This is a genomic window from Haloarcula sp. K1, assembly GCF_001647155.1.
GTDB classification, from domain to species: domain Archaea; phylum Halobacteriota; class Halobacteria; order Halobacteriales; family Haloarculaceae; genus Haloarcula; species Haloarcula hispanica.
Window position 1 is genome coordinate 347,409 of the sequence record NZ_LRHL01000023.1, and the last position, 18,906, is coordinate 366,314.

Sequence of the window (18,906 nt, forward strand, 5' to 3'; positions counted from 1 at the left end):
CCTATAGATCGAGTGGAATGTTTACGCAGTCGTCGTGACGACCGACAGCCCTTCGGCGGGTTGGTCACCGGCCAGTGAGACGAGCAGGCGCCAGCCGTCCGGGGTTCGCTCGGCTTCGGCCATCTGTGGCGTGATACTCGTCCGGCGCAGCAGTTCGACGGCAATCGGCAACACTGGGCAGCGGAGGTCCGACAGCGTCGGGCGATAGTTCTGTAATGTAATATATCTGGAACAGCGGCCGGGACCGACCGCGGCGGGTTCGATTGCTGTCTCGTCGACCAGCCCCGCTGTTTCGAGGTCGGCGACGGCGTCCCGGACCGGCTCAGGCCCGCTTGGCTTCCTCGGTAACTGGCCGGCGGCTTCGCGGAGGGTGTCCGCCTGTACTTCCGGGTCGAGATTGTCGGCGATCGCCGTGGCCATACTTTCGAGCATCGCCAGACAGAGGCGCTCGCGGTTCTCCGTCTCCTCGGCCGCTTCGAGGTAGCTGTCGATGACTGCCTGCTCGACGGAGCGATGACGGCCTGACAACACCTCGAACAGCGACCCGGCGACCGTGTGACAGTACTCCGGGAGCGATGACGGGCCAGTCCTGACGGCGTCGGTCCCCCACGGCGCTTCACAGACGATGAGGCCGTGGACGGTGACACGGGGGTCGTAGCGGCGGAGGGCACTCCGGTAGGCGGTCGCGACGCTGGCCGCTTCGGCAGCCGTCTCGCGGTCCGGGAACTGCATTCCCGACACCGGGAACGGCGGCGTTCCTGTCCGGGCGCTGACGACGCGATACGGCCCGACAGCCACGCTGAGTTCCGAGAGCCTGTCACGGATGTCCGCGAGTGTTCGTCCGACCATGGTGCCCTACAGCTCTCCGGCGACGATATCGGCGACACGCTGACGGTCGAACAGGTTCCGGTCCACGTCGTACACCTGCGACGCGGCCCGTTCCGTGAGGACCAGGTTCGTTATCGGCCCCTGGTACAGCGGGCCACCGCGATACACGTTCCCGTTCTGTACCGCTGTCAGTTCGCTTCCGCTCTGGTCCGATTTGAGGAAGCTGACGACCGTGTCCTCGAACTCCGAGCGCGTTTTGTTCTCCTGTCCGCGCAGGAGCAGGTACTCCGGATCGATGTCGAGCAGGGTCTCGAAGTCGACCTTGCTGCGGTCTGCGTGGAAGTCCCTGACATCGGTCTTCGCGAAGGCATCGCGTACCCCGAGGTCTCGCCACTGTTTGAAGCTGGTCCCGTCCTCGATGAGGTACGGTGAGAAGCTGGTGGGCTCGTCGCTGCCGGCCCATACGATAGCTACCTCGGGCCGTTCGGACTCCGAGTCCGGCACGAGGTCTTCCAGGCTCGTCTGGAATTCTTCGTGGAGAGTCCGGAACGCCTCGAACCGGTCGGTCCGCTGGAACGCCTGGGACAGTTTCTCGAAAGCTTCGTACAGCGTGTAGTAGGTGTAGTCGTGCCACTCGTAGCCGGTCGAGAAGATGCTGTTCCCGAAGAAGGGACCGACCTGGGTTTCGATTTCGTCGATATCCGACTGTTCCCAGGACCCGCGGCTCTGCAAGAAGTTCGGGTCCATGACGTGGATGTCGGCGTCTATCTCGTAGAACTGCTCTTTCCCGACACCGCTGTCCCCCCACAGCTTCTGGATCGAACTCCCGTCGACGCTGACGCCCGGGATCTCGTCGTAGTACTGAGTGTGGTATCGGGAGGGGAGCCAGACGCCCTCTGGTGCGTCGAGGCCGAGCGCGATCCCCATGTCGGCCCAGCTCCCGTTGTTCGCGACCCAGCCCTCCGGAACTGCCTCGAACGTGACCTCGCCCACCGGTTCCATCGCGACGGAGTAGCCCGACTCCGTCGGTTCCGTGGTCGCTGTCGCGGTCGTCGTACCGGAATCCGTCGCGTCATCAGTCGCGCCGTCACCACCGCTCCCGGCCTCGGACTGACCCGAGCAGCCGGCGACGGCACCTGCCAGGCCGACACCGGTCGCAACGATGTACTCTCGTCGGTTCATATCTTTTTAGGCTTGCCTAAATGGTTTAAATCTTCCCATATTTAGGTAGCCCAAAAACGCCATGAATCGACAAACAGCACCATAGCCCCCGACAGTGAGAATCCACACAAAGTATATCCGTGTGTGCTAACCACACACGAAATATGCAGGAGGCCTGGCTCCAACTACAATGTCCGGCGTGTTCAGTTGCCTGGGAAGAGCAAGTGTCCGACCTCCCGGCCCCGGAGACACAGTTCGTCTGTGACGACTGCGGGGCCGAACGGGCGCTGTCGGAGTTCATGCGGACCACCCGCGACCTCGAAGTGCTGCAGGAGTTTACGGACTCTTAGTATCGCGCTCGCGCCGCCGCCTTCCACTCCTCGCCCCGCTTGACGTCGTTCGGGGGGCGGCGCTTGCCCACGCTCGCCAGCCGTCCGGCCAGCGTCCACTCGTCCACGTACTCGACGGTCGAGCGCTGCGATGACGCTTTAGCAGCGCGCCGGCGGTCGGTCAGGTGAGCGCTGATCGCAGCGGCGATAGCCGCTGCTTCTGCCTGTGACGCGTCCGCCGGTATCGACAGCGACAGGTCCTCGGGGCCCTCGATATCGGTAAGCGGCGGCGTCTCCGCGTCCGACTGCGGTGTGTTGCGAGTCGCCATATTACAGCGGGATATTGCCGTGGTCTTTCGGCGGCGTGTCCTCGCGCTTGCGCTGCAGGAGGTCGAGGTCCTGAATGAGGCGCTTGCGCGTCTCTTTCGGTTCGATGACGTCGTCAAGATAGCCCCGTTTCGCCGGCCCGTACGGATTGGCAAACTCGTCGCGGAACTCGTCCATCAGTTCCTGACGCTTGGCATCCGGGTCGTCGGCGTCTGCGATTTCGTTCCGGTAGAGGATGTTGACCGCGCCCCGTGGACCGAGGACCGCCATCTCCGACCCCGGCCAGGCGTAGTTCACGTCGCTGCCGAGGAACTTCGAGGACATGACGATGTACGCACCGCCGTAGGCCTTCCGCACGACGACCGACAGCAGGGGCACCGTCGCCTCTGCGTAGGCGTAGATTAGCTTCGCGCCCCGCCGGATGATGCCGTTGTGCTCCTGGTCGGTGCCGGGCATGAACCCGGGCACGTCGACGAGCGTGAGGATGGGGATATTAAACGAGTCACAGAAGCGGACGAAACGGGCCGCTTTCTCCGCCGCGTCGATGTCGAGTGTCCCCGCGCTCACGCGTGGCTGATTGGCGACGACGCCGACCGACTGGCCGTCCATCCGCGAGAAGCCCACGACGACGTTGCGCGCCCAGTTGCCGTGAACCTCGAAGAAGGAGTCCTCGTCGACGATGGCGTCGATGACTTTCGTCATGTCGTAGGGCTTGCGCGGGGCCGACGGGACGATATCAGTCACGCCGGGAATTTCCCGGTCGGGGTCGTCCCACGGCTTGACCCGCGGCGGGTCCTCCATGTTGTTCGCCGGCAGGTACGACAGGAGGCGGCGGATGTTTTCGAGCGCTTCCTCCTCTGACGGGTACGAGAAGTGAGCGACGCCGGACTTGGTAGAGTGAGAGCCCGCACCGCCGAGTTCCTCCTTCGACACCTGTTCGCCGGTCACCGTCTCGATGACGTCCGGCCCGGTGATGAACATGTGGCTGGTGTCCTGCACCATGAAGGTAAAGTCAGTCAGTGCCGGACTGTAGGTGGCTCCACCGGCACACGGCCCCATGATGGCTGAAATCTGCGGGATGAGCCCACTAGCCTTGGTGTTACGCTCGAAAATCTTGGCGAAACCCACCAGCGAGTCGACACCTTCCTGAATGCGCGCGCCGCCGGAGTCGTTGAGGCCGATGACCGGGACGCCGTTTTCGATGGCCCGGTCCATCACCTTGCAGATCTTGTCGGCGACGACCTCGCCGACCGAGCCGCCGAGGACGGTGAAGTCGTGGGCGAACAGGAACACCTTCCGACCGTCGACCTCGCCGTAGCCGGTGACGACCGCGTCGCCGGCGAAGCGCTTCTCCTCCATGCCGAAGTTCGTCGACCGGTGCTCGACGAACGGATCGACTTCGTTGAACGTGCCGTCGTCGACGAGGAAGTCGATGCGCTCGCGGGCGGTCATCTTGCCCTTCTCGTGCTGGGATTCGATACGGGCCTCGCCACCACCGAGTTCGGCTTCGGCTCGTTTCTGTCGCAACTCCTCGACCGCGTCGTCGGGCGCGGTCTCGTCTTCTGGTTCTTCCTGCTGACTCATGCTACCACTCCATCCCGCCGTTGACGCCAAGTACCTGTCCAGTCATATAACTCGATTCTTCGCTCGCGACGAACCTGACGATGCCGGCGATGTCTTCGACGCGTGCGAACCGGTCGAGCGGAATCTCCCGCAAAATCTTCTCTTGAACGCGTTCGGGCACCTCCTCTAACATATCGGTCTTGACAAAGCCCGGCGCGACGCAGTTCGCGGTCGAGCCCGTGTGTGCTAGTTCGAGCGCTAGGGTCCGCGTAAAGCCGAACAGTCCGGACTTCGTCGTCGCGTAGTTGGCCTGTCCGATGTTTCCCTGCTGGCCGACGACGCTAGAGATATTTATCAGTCGGCCGTGCTCGGCGTCGCGGATGTCGTCGTAGAACGCCTTCGTCCCGTTGAACACGCCGCCCAGGTTGACGTCGATAACCGTCTCCCAGTCTTCACGGGTCATGTTCTCGAATTTCTTGTCGATGGTGATACCAGCGTTGTTGACGAGCACGTCCGTGGGACCGAACTCGTCGGCCACCCTCTCACGCATCGCCCGGACTTCATCGAGTTTCGCCACGTCGGCCTGCGCCGCGATAGCATTGCCACCGCTTTCGCGGATATCCTCGACGACGGCACGGGCTTCCGCTTCCGAGGACCGGTAATTTACGACGACGTTGGCCCCGTGAGCACCGAGGTCTTTGGCGATTCCGCGGCCGATACCGCGCGAGGACCCGGTGACGACACAGGTCTGATTATCCAGGTTCATTTGTGGTTGATCGGAGCCCTGTTGCTTCGTACGCTCATCACCTAATCTGGCAAAGCACAGCCAGATAATAGTTCTCCTAATACAACATTAAACGTCAGATTTAGAATATAATGATGTTCCGGTTTCGGGACACATGATGTCTGGAAAACAGATCTACGAGGGCAGCAAAGTGAGAACGCCAAATCTTTTAGGATGGCCTAAAGAGGTAGGGCCAGTACATGACAGCCGACATCTGCGTGATGGTGCCGACGATTCGAAACCACGAATGCATGCGTTCGTACTTCCAGAACGCCCGGAACCACGGGTTCGACCTGGACCGACTGTTCGTCGTGCTCATCACCGAGGACTTCTGTGACACCGACGCGATGGAACAGATGCTCGACGAAGAAGGCGTCGACGGGGCCGTCTACGACGGGACTGCTCGCGAAACCTGGTTTGAGAACCACGGCGCGAGCGAGTATTCGCACCTTATCCCCGAAGCGAGCCACGCGCAGACGTCGTTTGGCCTCCTCTACATGTGGGCCAACGACTACGAGTACGGTGTGTTTATCGACGATGACACGCTGCCACACGAGGACGCAGACTTCTTCGGGACCCACATGTCGAACCTGTCCTTCGAGGGCGAGATAGAGACGGTCAGCTCCGACGAGCAGTGGGTCAACGTGCTCTACCAGAACGAGGACGAGCACGGTCTCTACCCGCGCGGCTACCCCTACGCCGCGATGGACGAGGAAGTTTCGACGGAAGCGACGCAGGTCGACGATGTGGTCGCCTCTCAAGGCCTCTGGACGAACGTACCGGACCTCGACGCCGTTCGTATCCTGATGGACGGCGACCTCCAGGGACAGGCCCAGACCCGGACGAGCGAGGCGGACTTCGGCGAGGACTTCGTCGCCGCCAAGGGCCAGTACCTCACCGTCTGCTCGATGAACCTCGCGTTCCGCCGGGAAGTGATTCCGGCGTTCTACCAGCTCCCGATGGACGACAACGAGTGGGACGTGGGCCGCTTCGACGACATCTGGTCGGGCGTGTTCCTCAAGCGGGCCTGTGACGTGCTCGGCAAGCAGATCTACAACGGCGACCCCCTCTGTGAGCACAACAAAGCGCCCCGCTCGACGTTCTCGGACCTGACCAACGAGGTCCACGGGCTCGAACTCAACGAGCACGTCTGGGAGATCGTTGACGAGGCCGGCGCGGACGCCGACTCCTACGCCGAAGTGTTCGACGCAATCGGGACAGCGATGGCCGACGGCGATTTCAGCGACTGGGAAAACGGTGCCTTCCTTAACTACTGCGGGGAGTTCATGCTCGACTGGCTGGAATGTCTCGACGAACTGGACGCCGCCGCGACGGAACAGGTCCCCGCGACCGCCGACGACTAGAAAGGCCTAAGTTGTTTAGGCAACCCTAAATCAAACAATGAGTGATTCTAACGATCTGACTGGACGTAACGCGACGCAGTCTCGACGGCGCTTCCTCGCTCTCGGCGGCGCGACTGCCGCAACAGCGCTTGCCGGCTGTTCCGGCATTCTCGGTGGTGGCGATGGCGGTGAGGGTGGAAGCAACGGTGGAACTGATACCGGCGTCGGGCAGATTTCCCTTTCGGACTTCCGTGGGTCCGGCCCACTGGTGGAACAGCGGGACGCTCCCGGCGGCACCTCCATCGAGGAGTTGCCGGACCTCAGCGGCGAACTGACGCTGTATCTCGGCGGTGGCGAGGGTGGACTGTATCTCGACCTCATCAACCTGCTCGAACAGCTGTATCCGGACTTCACGGCGAACCACCGGCTCGAAGCCTCCAGCGACCTCGCGAACACGATTATCGAGGAAAACGAGGCCGGCGCGAGTCCCGCCGACGTGTTCATGTCCATCGACGCCGGTTCGCTCGGTGCCGTGGCCAACGCCGGTGCGACCGCGAGTCTCCCCGAAGAGGCCCTTTCGACGGTCCCCGAAGCCTACCAGGACAGCGAGGGCCGCTGGGTTGGCATCGCCGGTCGCGCCCGGGCGATCCCGTACAACACGAACCAGATCTCCGAATCCGACATCCCATCGACAGTTCAGGAGTTCCCCGAGACGGCTGCGCTGGAAAACAGCATGGGCTGGGCACCGAGCTACGGCGCGTTCCAGTCCTTTGTCACCGCAATGCGGCTCATCCGCGGCGACGACGAGACGATGTCGTGGCTCCAGGCGATGCAGGACCACGGTATCACTACCTACGACGACGAGTTCCGCGTTTCCAACGCCTGCGCCGACGGTGAACTCACCGCCGGCTTCGCCAACCACTACTACACGCTTCGGGTCCAGTCCGCCCGCGACGACTCGCCCATCGGCCTCGCGTTCACCGAGGGCGACGCCGGCGCGCTCGTCAACGTCTCGGGGCTGGAAATCATCGACGGAACCGACAACGCGGACCTGGCGTCGAACTTCGTCCGGCACGTTCTCTCGGCGGAGGCCCAGGAGTTCTTCGCCACCCGGACGTTCGCGTATCCGATGATTCCGGGCGTCGCGCCGGTCGGCGACCTGCCGCGCATCGACGACCTGAACCCACCGGACATCAACCTGACCGAACTGGCCGACGTGGCCGGAACCGTGGACTTACTTCGGGACGCTGGCGTCCTCTAATATGGGCACAAAAGACCGGTACGAGCGGCTTCGGGAGCAGGCGACGACGTCGGAACGAGACTCGTCGCCGCACACGCTGCTCGCAGTGGTCTCGCTGGCGATCTCGCTGCTGTTACTGGCACCGCTGGTTTGGATCTTTCTCAGGGCAGGTGAAATCGAGTTCGCGCGTGCGGTCGAATTGCTGACAAGCGACACGACCGTCTCGGTGACGCTGAACACGCTGGCGCTGGTGACTGGTGTCACTGTCGCATCGATTCTCATCGGCGTCCCGCTGGCGATTCTCACCGCCCAGACCGATCTGCCGTTCAAACGGTTCTGGACGATCACGTCCGCGTTGCCACTGGTCGTTCCGAGCTACATCGGGGCCTTCGCGTTCGTCTCGGCCTTTGGCCCCCGTGGCGTCCTCGCGGACCTGCTCTCGCCGCTCGGTATCGAGCAAATCCCGACAATATACGGCCTGCACGGCGCAATACTCGTCCTGACACTGTTTACCTACCCGTACGTATTCTTGACTACGCGCGCGTCGCTGCTGTCGTTCGACGGGACCGTCGTCGAGGCCGCCCGGACGCTGAATCACACTCGTTGGGAGGCGTTCCGCCGCGTCACGCTACCACAGATCGCACCAGGCATCGCCGCCGGCGCGCTGCTGGTGGCACTGTACGCGCTCTCTGACTTCGGAACGCCGGCGATTATGCAGTACGACGTGTTCACGCGGATGATCTACAACGAGTTCGGCGCGCGCCGACTGGACTACGCCTCCGTGCTCTCGATGCTGTTGCTCGTGATGGCGCTCGGCATCCTCGCCGTCGAATCGCGGCTCAGCGCGGGCCGGGACGGTGCCTACGTCAGCAGCGGTTCGCGCCGGCCCGGTCTCATCAGGCTCGGGTACTGGAAGGCCCCGGCACTGCTGTTTTGCGGTGCCATCGCGTCCCTGTGTCTGGTGCTTCCCATCGGTATCCTGCTCCAGTGGCTCCTCCGTTCCGGCATGGGCTACAGCGGCGGTGGCTTCGCGTTCGAGGCGTCCTATGCCTGGAACTCGGTCGGTCTGGCCGCCGCCGCGGCCGCTATCTGCGTCGTGGCGGCGCTCCCGATTGCGTACCTCGCCGCGCGGGGCACGTCGGGTATTTCGTCACTTCCCGAGCGGGCCACGTACGTCGGCTACGCGGTCCCCGGTGTCGTTCTCGGCCTCGCGCTGGTGTACCTTGGGCTCCGGTACGTCCCCTTCCTGTACCAGAGCGTCATCCTGCTGGTGTTCGCCTACGTGATTCGGTTCCTCCCGCAGGCCGTCGGGACGACCGAATCCTCGATTCTCCAAGTCGATCCGCAGTACATCGAGGCGGCGCGGTCGCTGGGCTACCACCCGCTCTCGGCGTTCCGGAAGGTCGTCTTGCCGCTCGTCGCGCCGGGTATCGCCGCCGGGGCCGCGCTGGTGTTCCTGACGACCATGAAGGAATTGCCGGCAACGCTGATGTTACGCCCGACGGGCTTCGAAACCTTCGTCACGTACATCTGGCTCGTCCAGGGTGCCGGCTACTACGGACAGGCGGCGGTCCCGGCCCTCGTGCTCGTTGGCCTTTCCGGACTCTCCATGCTGGTCATTCTTCGACGGGAGGACACAAGCTAATGTCTCGACAAACACGCACACAGCAAACATCGGACTTCGACGACGTGGACGCAGCAGTAGCGAACCCGAACCGGACCGTCCTGGAACTGGACGACGTTTCCAAGGACTACGGTCACGAAGTCGCCGTCGAGAACCTCTCGCTCGACGTGAAAGACGGCGAACTGCTGACGTTGCTTGGTCCCTCGGGCTGTGGCAAGACGACGACGCTCCGGATGATTGCCGGGCTGGAACGCCCCTCCGACGGGCAAATCTCTATCGCCGACGAAGTCATCGCCGACGGCACCTCGTTCCGGAAGCCCGAGGAGCGCAACGTCGGTATCGTCTTCCAGGACTACGCCCTGTTCCCGCATCTCACCGTCGCCGAGAACATCGCGTTCGGCCTGACCGAGATGGAGGAAGACGCTGTCGGAGAGCGGGTCGACGAACTGCTCGAACTGGTCGACCTGTCGGCCCATCACGACAAGATGCCGAGCCAGCTTTCCGGCGGCCAGCAGCAACGCGTCGCGCTCGCGCGCTCGCTGGCCCCGGAGCCTGACGTCCTCCTGCTCGACGAGCCGTTCTCGAACCTGGACGTGCGCCTGCGCGTCGAGATGCGCGAGGAGGTCCGCAAGATCCTCAAGCGGGCCGGCGTCACCGCCATCTCCGTGACCCACGACCAGGAGGAGGCGCTGTCGATCAGCGACCGCGTCGCCATCATGAACGACGGGACCATCGCTCAGATCGGCGACCCCGCTGAAGTGTTCGAGAACCCCGAGAGCCGCTTCGTCGCGAGCTTCCTCGGCCAGGCGAGTTTCCTCTCGGCCCGGGTGACTAACGACCAAATCGAGACAGGGCTGGGCTCGTTCGACGTGGACCTGCTGAACGGGCCAGTTGCGGCGTACAACGGCGCAATGGTGGACGTGCTCGTCCGGCCCGATGACCTGCAGGCGATGCCGACGAACGAGTCCAAAGCCGACGGCTACGTCGTCCATCGCCAGTACAACGGCCCCTCGTTCGTCTACCGGGTCGAGCTCCACAGCGGCGACGTCGTCCACTGCATGCACAACCACGTCGAGACGTTCGAACCGGGCCAGCCCGTCGAGGTCGACTTGGTCGCGGACCACGACCTGGCCTGGTACCCGACGGAATGAATCGACTGCGCCGGCCGGGGGTACAGGCGGGGCTGGTGGCGCTGCTGGGCGGGATCACCGTTTTCACGCTTGCCCACGTCGTTTTTCCGCACCACACCACCAACCATGACGAGGGCGTCTACCTCCAGCAGGCCGCGATGTTGCTGGAGGGGCAACTGTTCATTTACCCCCCGGTCGAGGAGTCGTTCCGGCCGTGGTTTTTCGTCGCCGACGGCGAGCGGCTGTATCCGAAATACGCGCCGGTTCCGGCGGCGATGTTCGCCGTCGGGAAACTACTCGGCGGCTACCGCATTGCGCTCGGCCTGATTTCGACCGGCGTGCTGGCGCTGACCTACCACACCGTCCGTGAGGCATTCGACGCTCGAACCGGCGTGGTAGCGACCGTCCTCATGCTCGGATCGCCGCTGTTCCTCGTCGAGGCGTCGGTGTTCCTCTCGTACGTGCCGACGACGCTCTGGAACCTCGGCTTCGCCGCGGCGTATCTCCACGCCGACCGGACGGGGAGCCGGAAGACGGCGGCGTGTGCTGGGCTCGCGATCGGCATCGCCTTTTTCGCACGGCCGTACACGGCGGTGTTGTTTGCGACGCCGTTCATCGCCCACGCGCTGTGGTCGCTCCGGACGCGCGACCCGGCGCGGTTCACGCGACTGTCGCTGACTGCCATCGGCGGGCTCACCGGCGTTGCCGCGACGCTTGCATACAACCGCGTCGTCACCGGCTCCGCGCTGTTGTTCCCCTACGAGGTGTTCGCCCCGCAGGACGGCCCGGGCTTCGGCTACCGAGAGATTCTGGGCTACTCGCGCGAGTTCACGCCAGCGATGTCGCTGGACGCGAACGCCGAACTCCTCTGGAAGCTCGTCACCCAGTGGGTCGTCGCCGGGCCGCTGGGAACGCTCGCTGCAGCCGTCGGACTCGGGGCTGCCGTGCGCCGCGGGATAGATGGTCGACAGGCGGCGCTGGCCGGCGTCCTCCTGACGGTCCCGCTCGGCAACGGCTACTTCTGGGGCACCGTGAACATGCTCGGGGACCTCTCGGACCCGACCGACGGTCTGGTCGCCTTCCTGGGGCCGTTCTACCACGTCGACATGCTCGTCCCGCTGACGGCCTTCGGTGCCGTCGGGGTCGTTGCGGTCGCTCGATGGACGAGCCGACTCGTCACCGACCAAGTCAGCGCCGACCGCGTCCGTCCGGTTCTGCTCACGATAGCGCTCTGTAGTGCGGCGCTGGGCGGCGGCGCAGCCGTCACAGCGGCGGCCGACCCGGTCTCGGACAACTACGCGGTGACCCAGCAGCTAGAGCAGGCCTACGAACCATTCGAGCAGCGTGACCTCGACAATAGCCTCGTCCTGCTTCCCACGCCCTATGGCGACTGGCTCAACCACCCGTTCCAGTCGGTTCGCAACGACCCCGGCTTCGACGGCGACACCGTCTACGCGATGCAACACCGCCAGTTCGAGGTGCTCGACGCCTATCCCGAGCGGGACTACTACCGCTACGTGTTCCGCGGCGAGTGGGTCCCGTATCTGGGGCTGCCCGTCGAGCCGCGACTCCAGCCGGTGTCGGTCGCGGAGGGCGAGACGGTCCAAACGGACGTGTCGGCGTCGGTTCCGGAGCAGGCCGCGCTGGTCTCGATCCGGCTCGCAAGCGAGGGTGAGAACGACTACGCGACAGTTACCGGAACGGACCGGCTGGATCTGCAGCTCTCGACCGACCGGAATCGGACGCGACTCACCGGCGACGGAATCGACGACCAGGTCAGCGTCCCGACGCCGGAAGACGGGACGGTCACGCTGATTATGTTCGTCGACTACGGCACCGGCGCGGGGTTCGAGTACCGCGCGGAACTCCCGGTCGAGCAGACAGACGAGAGCGTCCGGGCGCTGACGCCGCGGCTCGAAGTCTGTCGGGACCAGCGCCGCTGCGGCGGCGAAGCGGCCTACGTCCCGGGCACGCATCGCGATGGCATCAGCATGAACGCGACCACGACAAGCGAGAATACGTGAGACTCACCGATGACTGACTACGAACTCACCAGACGCGACGCACTGAAAGCACTCGGCGCGGCGGGTGTCACCGTCGCCGGCGGCGCGGCGGCGCTCGCCTGGGACAGGTCGACAAGCGACGATGCTGACGAGTCAGCCGAGGCCGACGCCGCCAGTTCCGAATCGAGCTTCGGGGACCACGAACGCGAGACGTACCGTGCCGTCGCCGCTATCGTCTATCCGAGCGAGGTGACGGGCGTCGCTGGATTCGTCGACAGCTACGTCGCCGGACGGGTCGAGGCAGACCCCGAGCGAGCCGAGGACATGGCGGAAGCAGTCGCGGATCTGGACGCGTACACCCGAGAGTGGGAAGACAGCAACTTCGTGGCGGTCGATGCTGCGACGAAAGAAGATACGCTTCGGGGAATGGGGGTCAAGGCCTCTGATCCGGACCCACATGGCGACCCGAGGCACCGCGTCCGCTACTACCTCGTCAACGACCTCCTGTTCGCGCTGTACAGTTCGCCGACCGGCGGTAAGCTCGTCGGCATCGAGAATCCACAGGGCCACCCCGGCGGAACGGGTAGCTATCAGCAGCCACCGAACGACCGATAAGCCGGGTCCCGTCGTCGACTGCTTCGGCGGTGTTACCGGAACCGTTCTTCGAGCGCAACGCGGACGATAGATTTCGCGATGGCGGCCCCGCCGGAGAACGGGTCGAGCTTCGTCTCGCCTTTCCGCTCGTCGTACGCGATGGGGCGCTCACGCACGTCGTAGCCACGCATCAGCGGCCGCATGAGCAGTTCGGCCGAGAGTCCGGTGTTCTCGGTCCAGACGATCTTCTGGAGGACCTCGCGGCGGTACGCGCGCATTCCAGTCGTCGTGTCGTGGACGCGCTTGCCCATGAGCACGCTCGCGAGTAGCGCGAACAGTTCGTTCCCCAGTTTGTTCATCGCCGGCATCTGTTCGGCCCCGTAGTACAGTCGGTCACCGCTGACGACGTCGGCCCCGTCGTTTATTTCCGCGAGGAAATCGGGCAGGCGTTCCATCGGATACGTGTCGTCGCAGTCCGTCGTGACGACGACCGGCCGGTCCGGTGTCAGCACGGCTTCGCGGACTGCCACGCCGTACCCCTGCGGTTCCTGTTGGATGACTGTAGCGCCGTGCTCGCGGGCGATCTCCGGTGTCCGGTCGCTGGACCCGTCGACACAGACGACTTCGGCGCGCCCGTCAGTCACTGCAGCGATGTCATCGAGCACGGTGCCGATTGCTTCTTCCTCGTTGTACGTGCCCATAACGACCGCGAGGTCGTCGAAGGTGTAGCCGGCCGGTTCGTCGCTCCGTGAACCCTGAATAGCCATTGCTCATCCGTCAGAACCCACGGTTCTTGAATGTTTAGGTTTGCCAAAATCAGCGGTCGGCGAGATACGTTTCTATCGGGGTTGCATCCGTCCAGAGGTGCGCGAACAGGTCCCGTGCCCACGAAATAGCGCTGTCCGTTTCGGAGACGATTTTCGCCGACGGCCAGGCTCCGTCGAGTTCTGGGAGCGTCAGGATCATCCAGTCGTCGGCGACGGCAAGTGCGTACGGGACCTCCGTGACACGAACGGTCGTCTCCTCGTATCGATTCAGATTCATATCGAGCGAGACGGACTCCTTGCCGAGTATCTCGTCGATGACAGCACAGCTTACCACCAGTCTCGAGTCGGGGCTATCTGGCATCGCTTCCTCGTACTCTGGGTGGTAGACGGGCGAGACCACGTCGCAGTTCTGGACGCTCTCGACGCGAGTGACGACTTCGCGGACCGGGCGGTTGATATCGGTCTGCGTGCCACGGATGACCGTGTACTCGTCGAGTTCTGGGAGGCGACACCGGAACGGCTGTGGTAGAACTGACGTATCGTGGGACTCCCAGTACTGCGGGGCCACGGCGAAGAGTTCCTCGAGGCGTTGCTGGCGGTGAATCGTATCCGCGACGAGGCGGCCGGTGCCGGTGAGTCGCCATCCGTCATCCATCGAGGTGACCAGACCGCGGCCTTCGAGGTTCGAGAGCGCATCGTATATCGCGGACTCGCTCGCAGTGACCGCTGACAGCAGTTCGTTGGTGGCCTTGGCTCCGGGACACAGCGAGCCGATGATGTCCGTCCGGACGGACGACGTTCGGACGTACTGAATAACTGATTCTACGCCCATACTGTCCCCATATACTGTAGCTCATATTTTTCGCACATATCAGTTTCCATTTGTAATGGAATTCTCTCCGGAAGCTGTACTATTCTCTCGGGCATTGGATATTATTGCAGCCAATGTGTCCATCTTTTTTACCGCTCGTGACATAGACACAGTTGCTGTCCACGTAAGACCACGTCCCCGCTGAACGCAATGGAGCACGTTGGTCTTGTGGAACTGCCACGTTCGGGCCAGGCGATATCGTGCCTCTGACATACCTCGCCAGCCCGAAGGGTCATGCAATCACCGTGGGTTGCCCGCCCACGGTGCTCATTGTCTCCGCTGTCGTCTCGTCCAGCCGCGTCTGTTTACTTCGGACTCCGTCCGCCGGTTCCGTATCGACCGTCTGTAGTCAGGCGGTCACCGTGAGAAACAGCTACAGCCGACAGTGTCAGTTCTCGGGCGGTTCGTCCGTTCCGATCCGGATCTCGTACGCCTCCATATCCTCGAACGCAGCGACTTGTCCACCGACTTCTACCGGCCCCTCGGCCGTCTCGACGACCAGCGTCGCGACCTCGCGGTTCGAACTGAACGACGCCTGGTCCACCTTGCCCTCGACGACCCGGTGGTCGCCCGTTTCCACGTCCCGCCCCTCGATAGTCGCGTAGAACTCCCCGTCCAATGTCATCAAGTCAGAGATACAGCGCCTGATCGTCCCGTAGCGGCGCGGGAACGGCAGCCCGTCCCCGTCGCTGGCAATCGTTTCGGCCGTTGTCCACAGCACCGTGTTGAGGAACCCGGACACCAGAAACCCGAGTTCCGACCGATTGAATATGACGCCGTATCTGTCTGTGTCGCCGCGGACGCTCTCGCGGGTGGCGTACATCGAGTAGTTCCCATCGGCGACGGCGACGACCGGTGTCGTGATACCGCGGCGGGCCTTCACCGTGGTCGCGATGGACTCGTAATCGAACCGCGCTGGGTCGGGAGCGTCCACACCCGGTGAAATGAGAATTTCAATAGCGATGCCGGACTGCTTCCGGGCCGCGAGTCTGTCTTCGAACCGCTCTAGCAGGGCCGGGGTCAGCGACAGCGTCAGTTCGTACTCGGCCGTCTCGATGATGTCTTCGAGGTACCGGAGTATCGTCGGCCGGGATTTGACGAGCGAGACGGCTTCCGGCTCCCGTGCGGGGGCCGTGTAGCGCGAAGACAGGTCGTCGACGAGGTCATCAAGCGAGTCTTGAATCCCCTCGAAGGCTTCCCGAGGATCGATAGCCAGGACCTTCATCGGCCGGGACTCCTTGAGTTCGACGAGCCCGACGTCGCTGAGGCTCCGGACCGTATCGTACACCCGCGGCTGTGGAATGTCCGTGTTCTCCGAGATCTCCGACGCTGTCAGCTCACCGTGTTGCAACACGGCCAGGTAGGCTGAAATCTCGTACTCGCCGAGATTGAACCGCGCAATTACCTGTTCGAGCGATGCTTCCAAGTCGTCACTAGACATAGTGGAGCGTTTGCGAGTCGAGTACTAAGAACTTCGGCACTCTATTCAGCAGCCAGTTTCAGAACCAGTCATGTGACTCTGTGCTACTGTTGGTTGTCCCGTCACAGCGGCTGCCTACTCCTGTGACTCCGATCGTTCGAGTCGCCACGGCGAAAAAACTGCGTGCTGTCGCTGGGTTATTAGTAGGCGCCGGAAATCTGGGAGACGACGTCCGCGGGCGCAGCACCGGAGTTCAGCGATGAGATAGCGGATTCGAGCGAGGACTTGACTGCCGGCGGTGCGGCCAGACCGTGCGCGACGGACGGCGGCTGGGCCTCGCTGTTCTGGAAGTCCTCTATCTGGTCCTTGGAGAAGTCGTTGAACGGGTCGGTGTTGACGTCGGTCCGCGGCGGAATCGACCCCTTCTTCGGGTTGAAGATCTCCTGTGCCTCCGTCGTCCCGACGAACTGGCACCACAGCGTGGTCGCTTCCGGGGACGGGTTGTTGACCGGATACGGGAACGAGTCCATGTTGAGAGCATAGTAGCCGTCGGTTCCCGGGAATGTCACATGGTCCCACTCCTCGCCGTACGTCAGGTCGTTCGTGAGGTACGTTCCGGCCGCCCAGTCACCCTGGTGGAGGAACGCCGCTTCGCCGTTGATGACCTGATTGTTGGCCTCGGTCCAGGAAATCGAACCAGCGTCGCTCGGGATGTAGTCGAGATAGGACTGCGTCGTCTCGACTGCCGACTCGAGCGCGTCGCTGTTGGCGTCGACCTCACCGTCGACGAAGATAGCGCTGTAGGTCTCGGCGTCCGTTTCGCCGAGGAGGACAGTCGCGAACATCTGGAAGCTGGACCACGGCGACCCGGTCTGGTGTGCCATTCCGGTGTAGCCGGCATCGTTGACCGTCGCCATCGCGTCGACGAGGTCAGACGGCGTTTCGAGGGAGGCCGGATCGACCCCGGCGTCCTCGACGACCTCGACGTTGTAGAAGAGGTTGTTGATCCGGTGGATGTTGAGCGGCACCGTCACGTAGTTCCCAGCGGGCTGGGCCGCGTCCTTGACGCCCTGAAGGTAGGCGTCCTCCATGCTGTTCTCTGACCACACGGAGTCGCCGATATCCTTCAGCAGGTTCGCATCGGTGAAGGGGAGCAGATTGTTTCCGGGCCAGGCTTGCCACGTACTCGGGTGGTTGCCGTTCTGCACCCGTGTCCGGATGTTCGCCTGCAGGTTCTCACCCGCACCGCCGGCGATGAGGTTCTCGTCGAACGGGACGTCCGGGTGTTGCTCCTTGAACGCATCCATTACGGACTGAATCGCTTCCAGTCCGTCGCCCTCGCCCCACCAGTGGGCGACTTCAAGTGTGCTGTACTGTGTCCCGCTGTCAGTACTGCCGCCGTCGCTGCTGCCGTCACCACTGCTGCCGTCACTACCGTCGCCGCTGCTGCCATCGCCGCTGCTGCCGTCACCGCCGTCACTCCCACCGCAGCCAGCCAGCGAGGCCGCACCTGCTGCACCAGCAATCCGAAGAGCGTTACGCCGCGTCAACCGTCTGTTTGAATTGTCATCAGCCATGGTTGCACCAATACCTCATAATTCCTTATTGAAGATTCGCACTTAATACTTCTGTATAGCGAAAATCAGCATTTGACATTCGGGTCGGTCCCGATAAATCATCTATATCCCACGATTCTTCGGGTTTGAGTGGAGAAAGAAATTAATCGAATGCGAGTAAATACCTCACAATCTTACATCTACTATCTTACATATACCGACATATCCCCGTCTAAATGGGGGGTGTTCAGGCCAAACTGCCGTGAAAAAGCTCGGGCGCGGTTCGGCCCGAGGGTTACAGCGAATCGAACTCGACGACTGCCTTTATCTGGTCGTCCCCATCTTCGAAGGCCGCCTCGACGTGTTCCGGGTCGGTAACCGTCGTGACTAAATCATCGAGCAGCCACGCCGGAAGTTCCTGTAAGGTCTCGACGGCGTCCTCGAAGTGCGAGACGTGTGAGTTGACCGTGCCGATGAGACACTTGTTGTGCAGGACGATCTCGTTGTGTAGCGAACCACCGTCGACTTCGAACTCCCACGGCTCCGGGATGCCGAGCAACACGCCGACCCCGTTCTGGTCGAGCGCCTTGACTGTCTGGAACGCGTGCGGGGCGAACCCGGTCGCCTCGTAGATATAGTCCATCGCCTCGTAGGCCTCCGGGAGTTCGTCCACCGGCGTTTCGCGGGAATCGACGTACGTGCTGCCGATCTCGTCGATGATGTCGACCGTCGGGTCGGGACGGTTCCGCCGACCGACACAGTAGGTCCGGTCGTACTCCTGGTCGAGCATCCACAGCGTCAGCAGGCCGAGCGAGCCGTTGCCCAGCACGCAGGCGGATTCCGGTCGCCAGTCGAACGGTTCCCGCGTCGCGTAGGCGTGCTCGTTGGCCTTCTCGGTGATCGAGAGCGGCTCGACGAGGAAGCCGTGCTCCGCGACTGACTCGGGGACCGGGACGAGGAAATCCGCCGGCGAGGTGAAGTACTCCGCCATGAAGCCGTGGTCACCGACGATGCCGCGTTCCGTGTACTCGCCGTCCGGAGCCATATCAGGCTCACCTCGGCGGAAGTAGTCGTTCGTCTCACCGTTCGGTTTCCGTCGGACGGTCGGCGCGACGACCTGCCCCGCCTCGAGCCCCGTGCCATTGGGCTCTTCGACGACGCCGACCGCCTCGTGTCCGAGAACCATGTGGTCCGCCCCGTCGGGGAACCCGCCGTGGGACCCGTTCAGGACTTCGTGGTCTGTGCCGTCAACACCAACGCGGAGCGTCCGGACGAGTGCCTCGCCCGGGTCAGGCGACGGTCGCTCCCGCTCTAAGAGCTGTGGGCCGTCGTCGTCCCGCGTAACACCAATCACTTTCATGCCAGG

At 63.3% G+C, this 18,906-nt stretch carries 17 protein-coding genes; 7 read left to right on the forward strand and 10 right to left on the reverse strand.

Annotated features, from left to right (window positions below; translation table 11 throughout):
* Positions 1 to 21: 21 nt before the first annotated feature.
* Together AV929_RS09260 and AV929_RS09265 are read right to left on the reverse strand one after the other, a co-directional pair.
* Positions 22 to 849, reverse strand: coding sequence for a hypothetical protein (locus AV929_RS09260; RefSeq protein ID WP_014040364.1), 828 nt, complete (start codon positions 847 to 849; stop codon positions 22 to 24).
* 6 nt (positions 850 to 855) lie between these two features.
* Positions 856 to 2,010, reverse strand: coding sequence for an ABC transporter substrate-binding protein (locus tag AV929_RS09265; protein ID WP_014040365.1), 1,155 nt, complete (start codon positions 2,008 to 2,010; stop codon positions 856 to 858).
* 143 nt (positions 2,011 to 2,153) lie between these two features.
* Here AV929_RS09265 and AV929_RS09270 point away from each other — a divergent pair, with 143 nt between their 5' ends.
* Positions 2,154 to 2,339: a hypothetical protein gene (locus AV929_RS09270; RefSeq protein WP_008309156.1), complete on the forward strand. Its 186-nt coding sequence runs from the start codon at positions 2,154 to 2,156 to the stop codon at positions 2,337 to 2,339.
* Here AV929_RS09270 and AV929_RS09275 read toward each other — a convergent pair.
* Genes AV929_RS09275 through AV929_RS09285 form a run of 3 tightly spaced genes read right to left on the reverse strand, consistent with a single transcriptional unit; the run spans position 2,336 to position 4,974 of the window.
* The gene (locus AV929_RS09275) at positions 2,336 to 2,647 is read right to left on the reverse strand and encodes a hypothetical protein (protein WP_050007214.1); all 312 of its coding nucleotides are present in this window, start codon (positions 2,645 to 2,647) and stop codon (positions 2,336 to 2,338) included. The genes AV929_RS09270 and AV929_RS09275 overlap by 4 nt on opposite strands.
* A gap of 1 nt (position 2,648) precedes the next feature.
* Complete coding sequence (locus AV929_RS09280) at positions 2,649 to 4,229, reverse strand: acyl-CoA carboxylase subunit beta (RefSeq protein WP_064288062.1); 1,581 nt, start codon at positions 4,227 to 4,229, stop codon at positions 2,649 to 2,651.
* A gap of 1 nt (position 4,230) precedes the next feature.
* Positions 4,231 to 4,974 carry a beta-ketoacyl-ACP reductase gene (locus AV929_RS09285; protein ID WP_014040367.1) on the reverse strand — a complete coding sequence of 248 codons (744 nt, stop codon included), beginning with the start codon at positions 4,972 to 4,974 and terminating at the stop codon, positions 4,231 to 4,233.
* A 218-nt stretch (positions 4,975 to 5,192) separates the two neighbouring features.
* Between AV929_RS09285 and AV929_RS09290 the strand changes: the two genes are divergently transcribed.
* The 6 genes from AV929_RS09290 to AV929_RS09315 are packed head-to-tail and all read left to right on the forward strand — an operon-like array spanning position 5,193 to position 12,947.
* On the forward strand, positions 5,193 to 6,356 hold the full coding sequence (locus AV929_RS09290) for a hypothetical protein (protein ID WP_014040368.1): 1,164 nt from the start codon (positions 5,193 to 5,195) through the stop codon (positions 6,354 to 6,356).
* 37 nt (positions 6,357 to 6,393) lie between these two features.
* Entirely contained in the window at positions 6,394 to 7,596 is a 1,203-nt protein-coding gene (locus AV929_RS09295; RefSeq protein ID WP_225308105.1) for an extracellular solute-binding protein, read from the forward strand.
* A gap of 1 nt (position 7,597) precedes the next feature.
* Positions 7,598 to 9,220: an iron ABC transporter permease gene (locus AV929_RS09300; RefSeq protein WP_064288063.1), complete on the forward strand. Its 1,623-nt coding sequence runs from the start codon at positions 7,598 to 7,600 to the stop codon at positions 9,218 to 9,220.
* A complete protein-coding gene (locus AV929_RS09305; RefSeq protein WP_014040371.1) occupies positions 9,220 to 10,350 on the forward strand; it encodes an ABC transporter ATP-binding protein in 1,131 nt (376 codons plus the stop codon). Before AV929_RS09300 ends, AV929_RS09305 begins: the two co-directional genes overlap by 1 nt.
* Positions 10,347 to 12,353 (forward strand): glycosyltransferase family 39 protein, encoded by a 2,007-nt coding sequence (locus AV929_RS09310; protein ID WP_023843262.1) that lies wholly within the window; start codon positions 10,347 to 10,349, stop codon positions 12,351 to 12,353. Before AV929_RS09305 ends, AV929_RS09310 begins: the two co-directional genes overlap by 4 nt.
* 9 nt (positions 12,354 to 12,362) lie before the next feature.
* On the forward strand, positions 12,363 to 12,947 hold the full coding sequence (locus AV929_RS09315; RefSeq protein WP_064288064.1) for a gluconate 2-dehydrogenase subunit 3 family protein: 585 nt from the start codon (positions 12,363 to 12,365) through the stop codon (positions 12,945 to 12,947).
* A gap of 32 nt (positions 12,948 to 12,979) precedes the next feature.
* On the opposite strand, the gene AV929_RS09320 is transcribed toward AV929_RS09315, so the two are convergent.
* From AV929_RS09320 to AV929_RS09340, 5 genes are all read right to left on the reverse strand, one after another.
* Positions 12,980 to 13,693: a dolichyl-phosphate hexose transferase gene (locus AV929_RS09320; protein WP_014040374.1), complete on the reverse strand. Its 714-nt coding sequence runs from the start codon at positions 13,691 to 13,693 to the stop codon at positions 12,980 to 12,982.
* 49 nt (positions 13,694 to 13,742) lie between these two features.
* The gene (locus AV929_RS09325) at positions 13,743 to 14,525 is read right to left on the reverse strand and encodes a winged helix-turn-helix domain-containing protein (RefSeq protein WP_064288065.1); all 783 of its coding nucleotides are present in this window, start codon (positions 14,523 to 14,525) and stop codon (positions 13,743 to 13,745) included.
* A gap of 427 nt (positions 14,526 to 14,952) precedes the next feature.
* A complete protein-coding gene (gene trmB / locus AV929_RS09330; protein WP_014040376.1) occupies positions 14,953 to 16,005 on the reverse strand; it encodes an HTH-type sugar sensing transcriptional regulator TrmB in 1,053 nt (350 codons plus the stop codon).
* 179 nt (positions 16,006 to 16,184) lie between these two features.
* Positions 16,185 to 17,561 carry an ABC transporter substrate-binding protein gene (locus AV929_RS09335; RefSeq protein ID WP_064288066.1) on the reverse strand — a complete coding sequence of 459 codons (1,377 nt, stop codon included), beginning with the start codon at positions 17,559 to 17,561 and terminating at the stop codon, positions 16,185 to 16,187.
* A gap of 274 nt (positions 17,562 to 17,835) precedes the next feature.
* Positions 17,836 to 18,900, reverse strand: a complete 1,065-nt coding sequence (locus AV929_RS09340; protein WP_064288067.1) for a glucose 1-dehydrogenase — start codon at positions 18,898 to 18,900, stop codon at positions 17,836 to 17,838.
* Between the last annotated feature and the right edge of the window lie 6 nt (positions 18,901 to 18,906).

What these genes read in the sequence shown, in the direction of transcription:
- AV929_RS09275 (WP_050007214.1), bottom strand. Translation starts at nt 2,647, where the DNA reads ATGGCGACTCGCAACACACCGCAGTCGGACGCGGAGACGCCGCCGCTT.
- AV929_RS09295 (WP_225308105.1), top strand. Translation starts at nt 6,394, where the DNA reads ATGAGTGATTCTAACGATCTGACTGGACGTAACGCGACGCAGTCTCGA.
- AV929_RS09265 (WP_014040365.1), bottom strand. Translation starts at nt 2,010, where the DNA reads ATGAACCGACGAGAGTACATCGTTGCGACCGGTGTCGGCCTGGCAGGT.
- AV929_RS09285 (WP_014040367.1), bottom strand. Translation starts at nt 4,974, where the DNA reads ATGAACCTGGATAATCAGACCTGTGTCGTCACCGGGTCCTCGCGCGGT.
- AV929_RS09270 (WP_008309156.1), top strand. Translation starts at nt 2,154, where the DNA reads ATGCAGGAGGCCTGGCTCCAACTACAATGTCCGGCGTGTTCAGTTGCC.
- AV929_RS09290 (WP_014040368.1), top strand. Translation starts at nt 5,193, where the DNA reads ATGACAGCCGACATCTGCGTGATGGTGCCGACGATTCGAAACCACGAA.
- AV929_RS09335 (WP_064288066.1), bottom strand. Translation starts at nt 17,561, where the DNA reads ATGGCTGATGACAATTCAAACAGACGGTTGACGCGGCGTAACGCTCTT.
- trmB (WP_014040376.1), bottom strand. Translation starts at nt 16,005, where the DNA reads ATGTCTAGTGACGACTTGGAAGCATCGCTCGAACAGGTAATTGCGCGG.
- AV929_RS09320 (WP_014040374.1), bottom strand. Translation starts at nt 13,693, where the DNA reads ATGGCTATTCAGGGTTCACGGAGCGACGAACCGGCCGGCTACACCTTC.
- AV929_RS09310 (WP_023843262.1), top strand. Translation starts at nt 10,347, where the DNA reads ATGAATCGACTGCGCCGGCCGGGGGTACAGGCGGGGCTGGTGGCGCTG.
- AV929_RS09260 (WP_014040364.1), bottom strand. Translation starts at nt 849, where the DNA reads ATGGTCGGACGAACACTCGCGGACATCCGTGACAGGCTCTCGGAACTC.
- AV929_RS09340 (WP_064288067.1), bottom strand. Translation starts at nt 18,900, where the DNA reads ATGAAAGTGATTGGTGTTACGCGGGACGACGACGGCCCACAGCTCTTA.
- AV929_RS09305 (WP_014040371.1), top strand. Translation starts at nt 9,220, where the DNA reads ATGTCTCGACAAACACGCACACAGCAAACATCGGACTTCGACGACGTG.
- AV929_RS09315 (WP_064288064.1), top strand. Translation starts at nt 12,363, where the DNA reads ATGACTGACTACGAACTCACCAGACGCGACGCACTGAAAGCACTCGGC.
- AV929_RS09325 (WP_064288065.1), bottom strand. Translation starts at nt 14,525, where the DNA reads ATGGGCGTAGAATCAGTTATTCAGTACGTCCGAACGTCGTCCGTCCGG.
- AV929_RS09300 (WP_064288063.1), top strand. Translation starts at nt 7,598, where the DNA reads ATGGGCACAAAAGACCGGTACGAGCGGCTTCGGGAGCAGGCGACGACG.
- AV929_RS09280 (WP_064288062.1), bottom strand. Translation starts at nt 4,229, where the DNA reads ATGAGTCAGCAGGAAGAACCAGAAGACGAGACCGCGCCCGACGACGCG.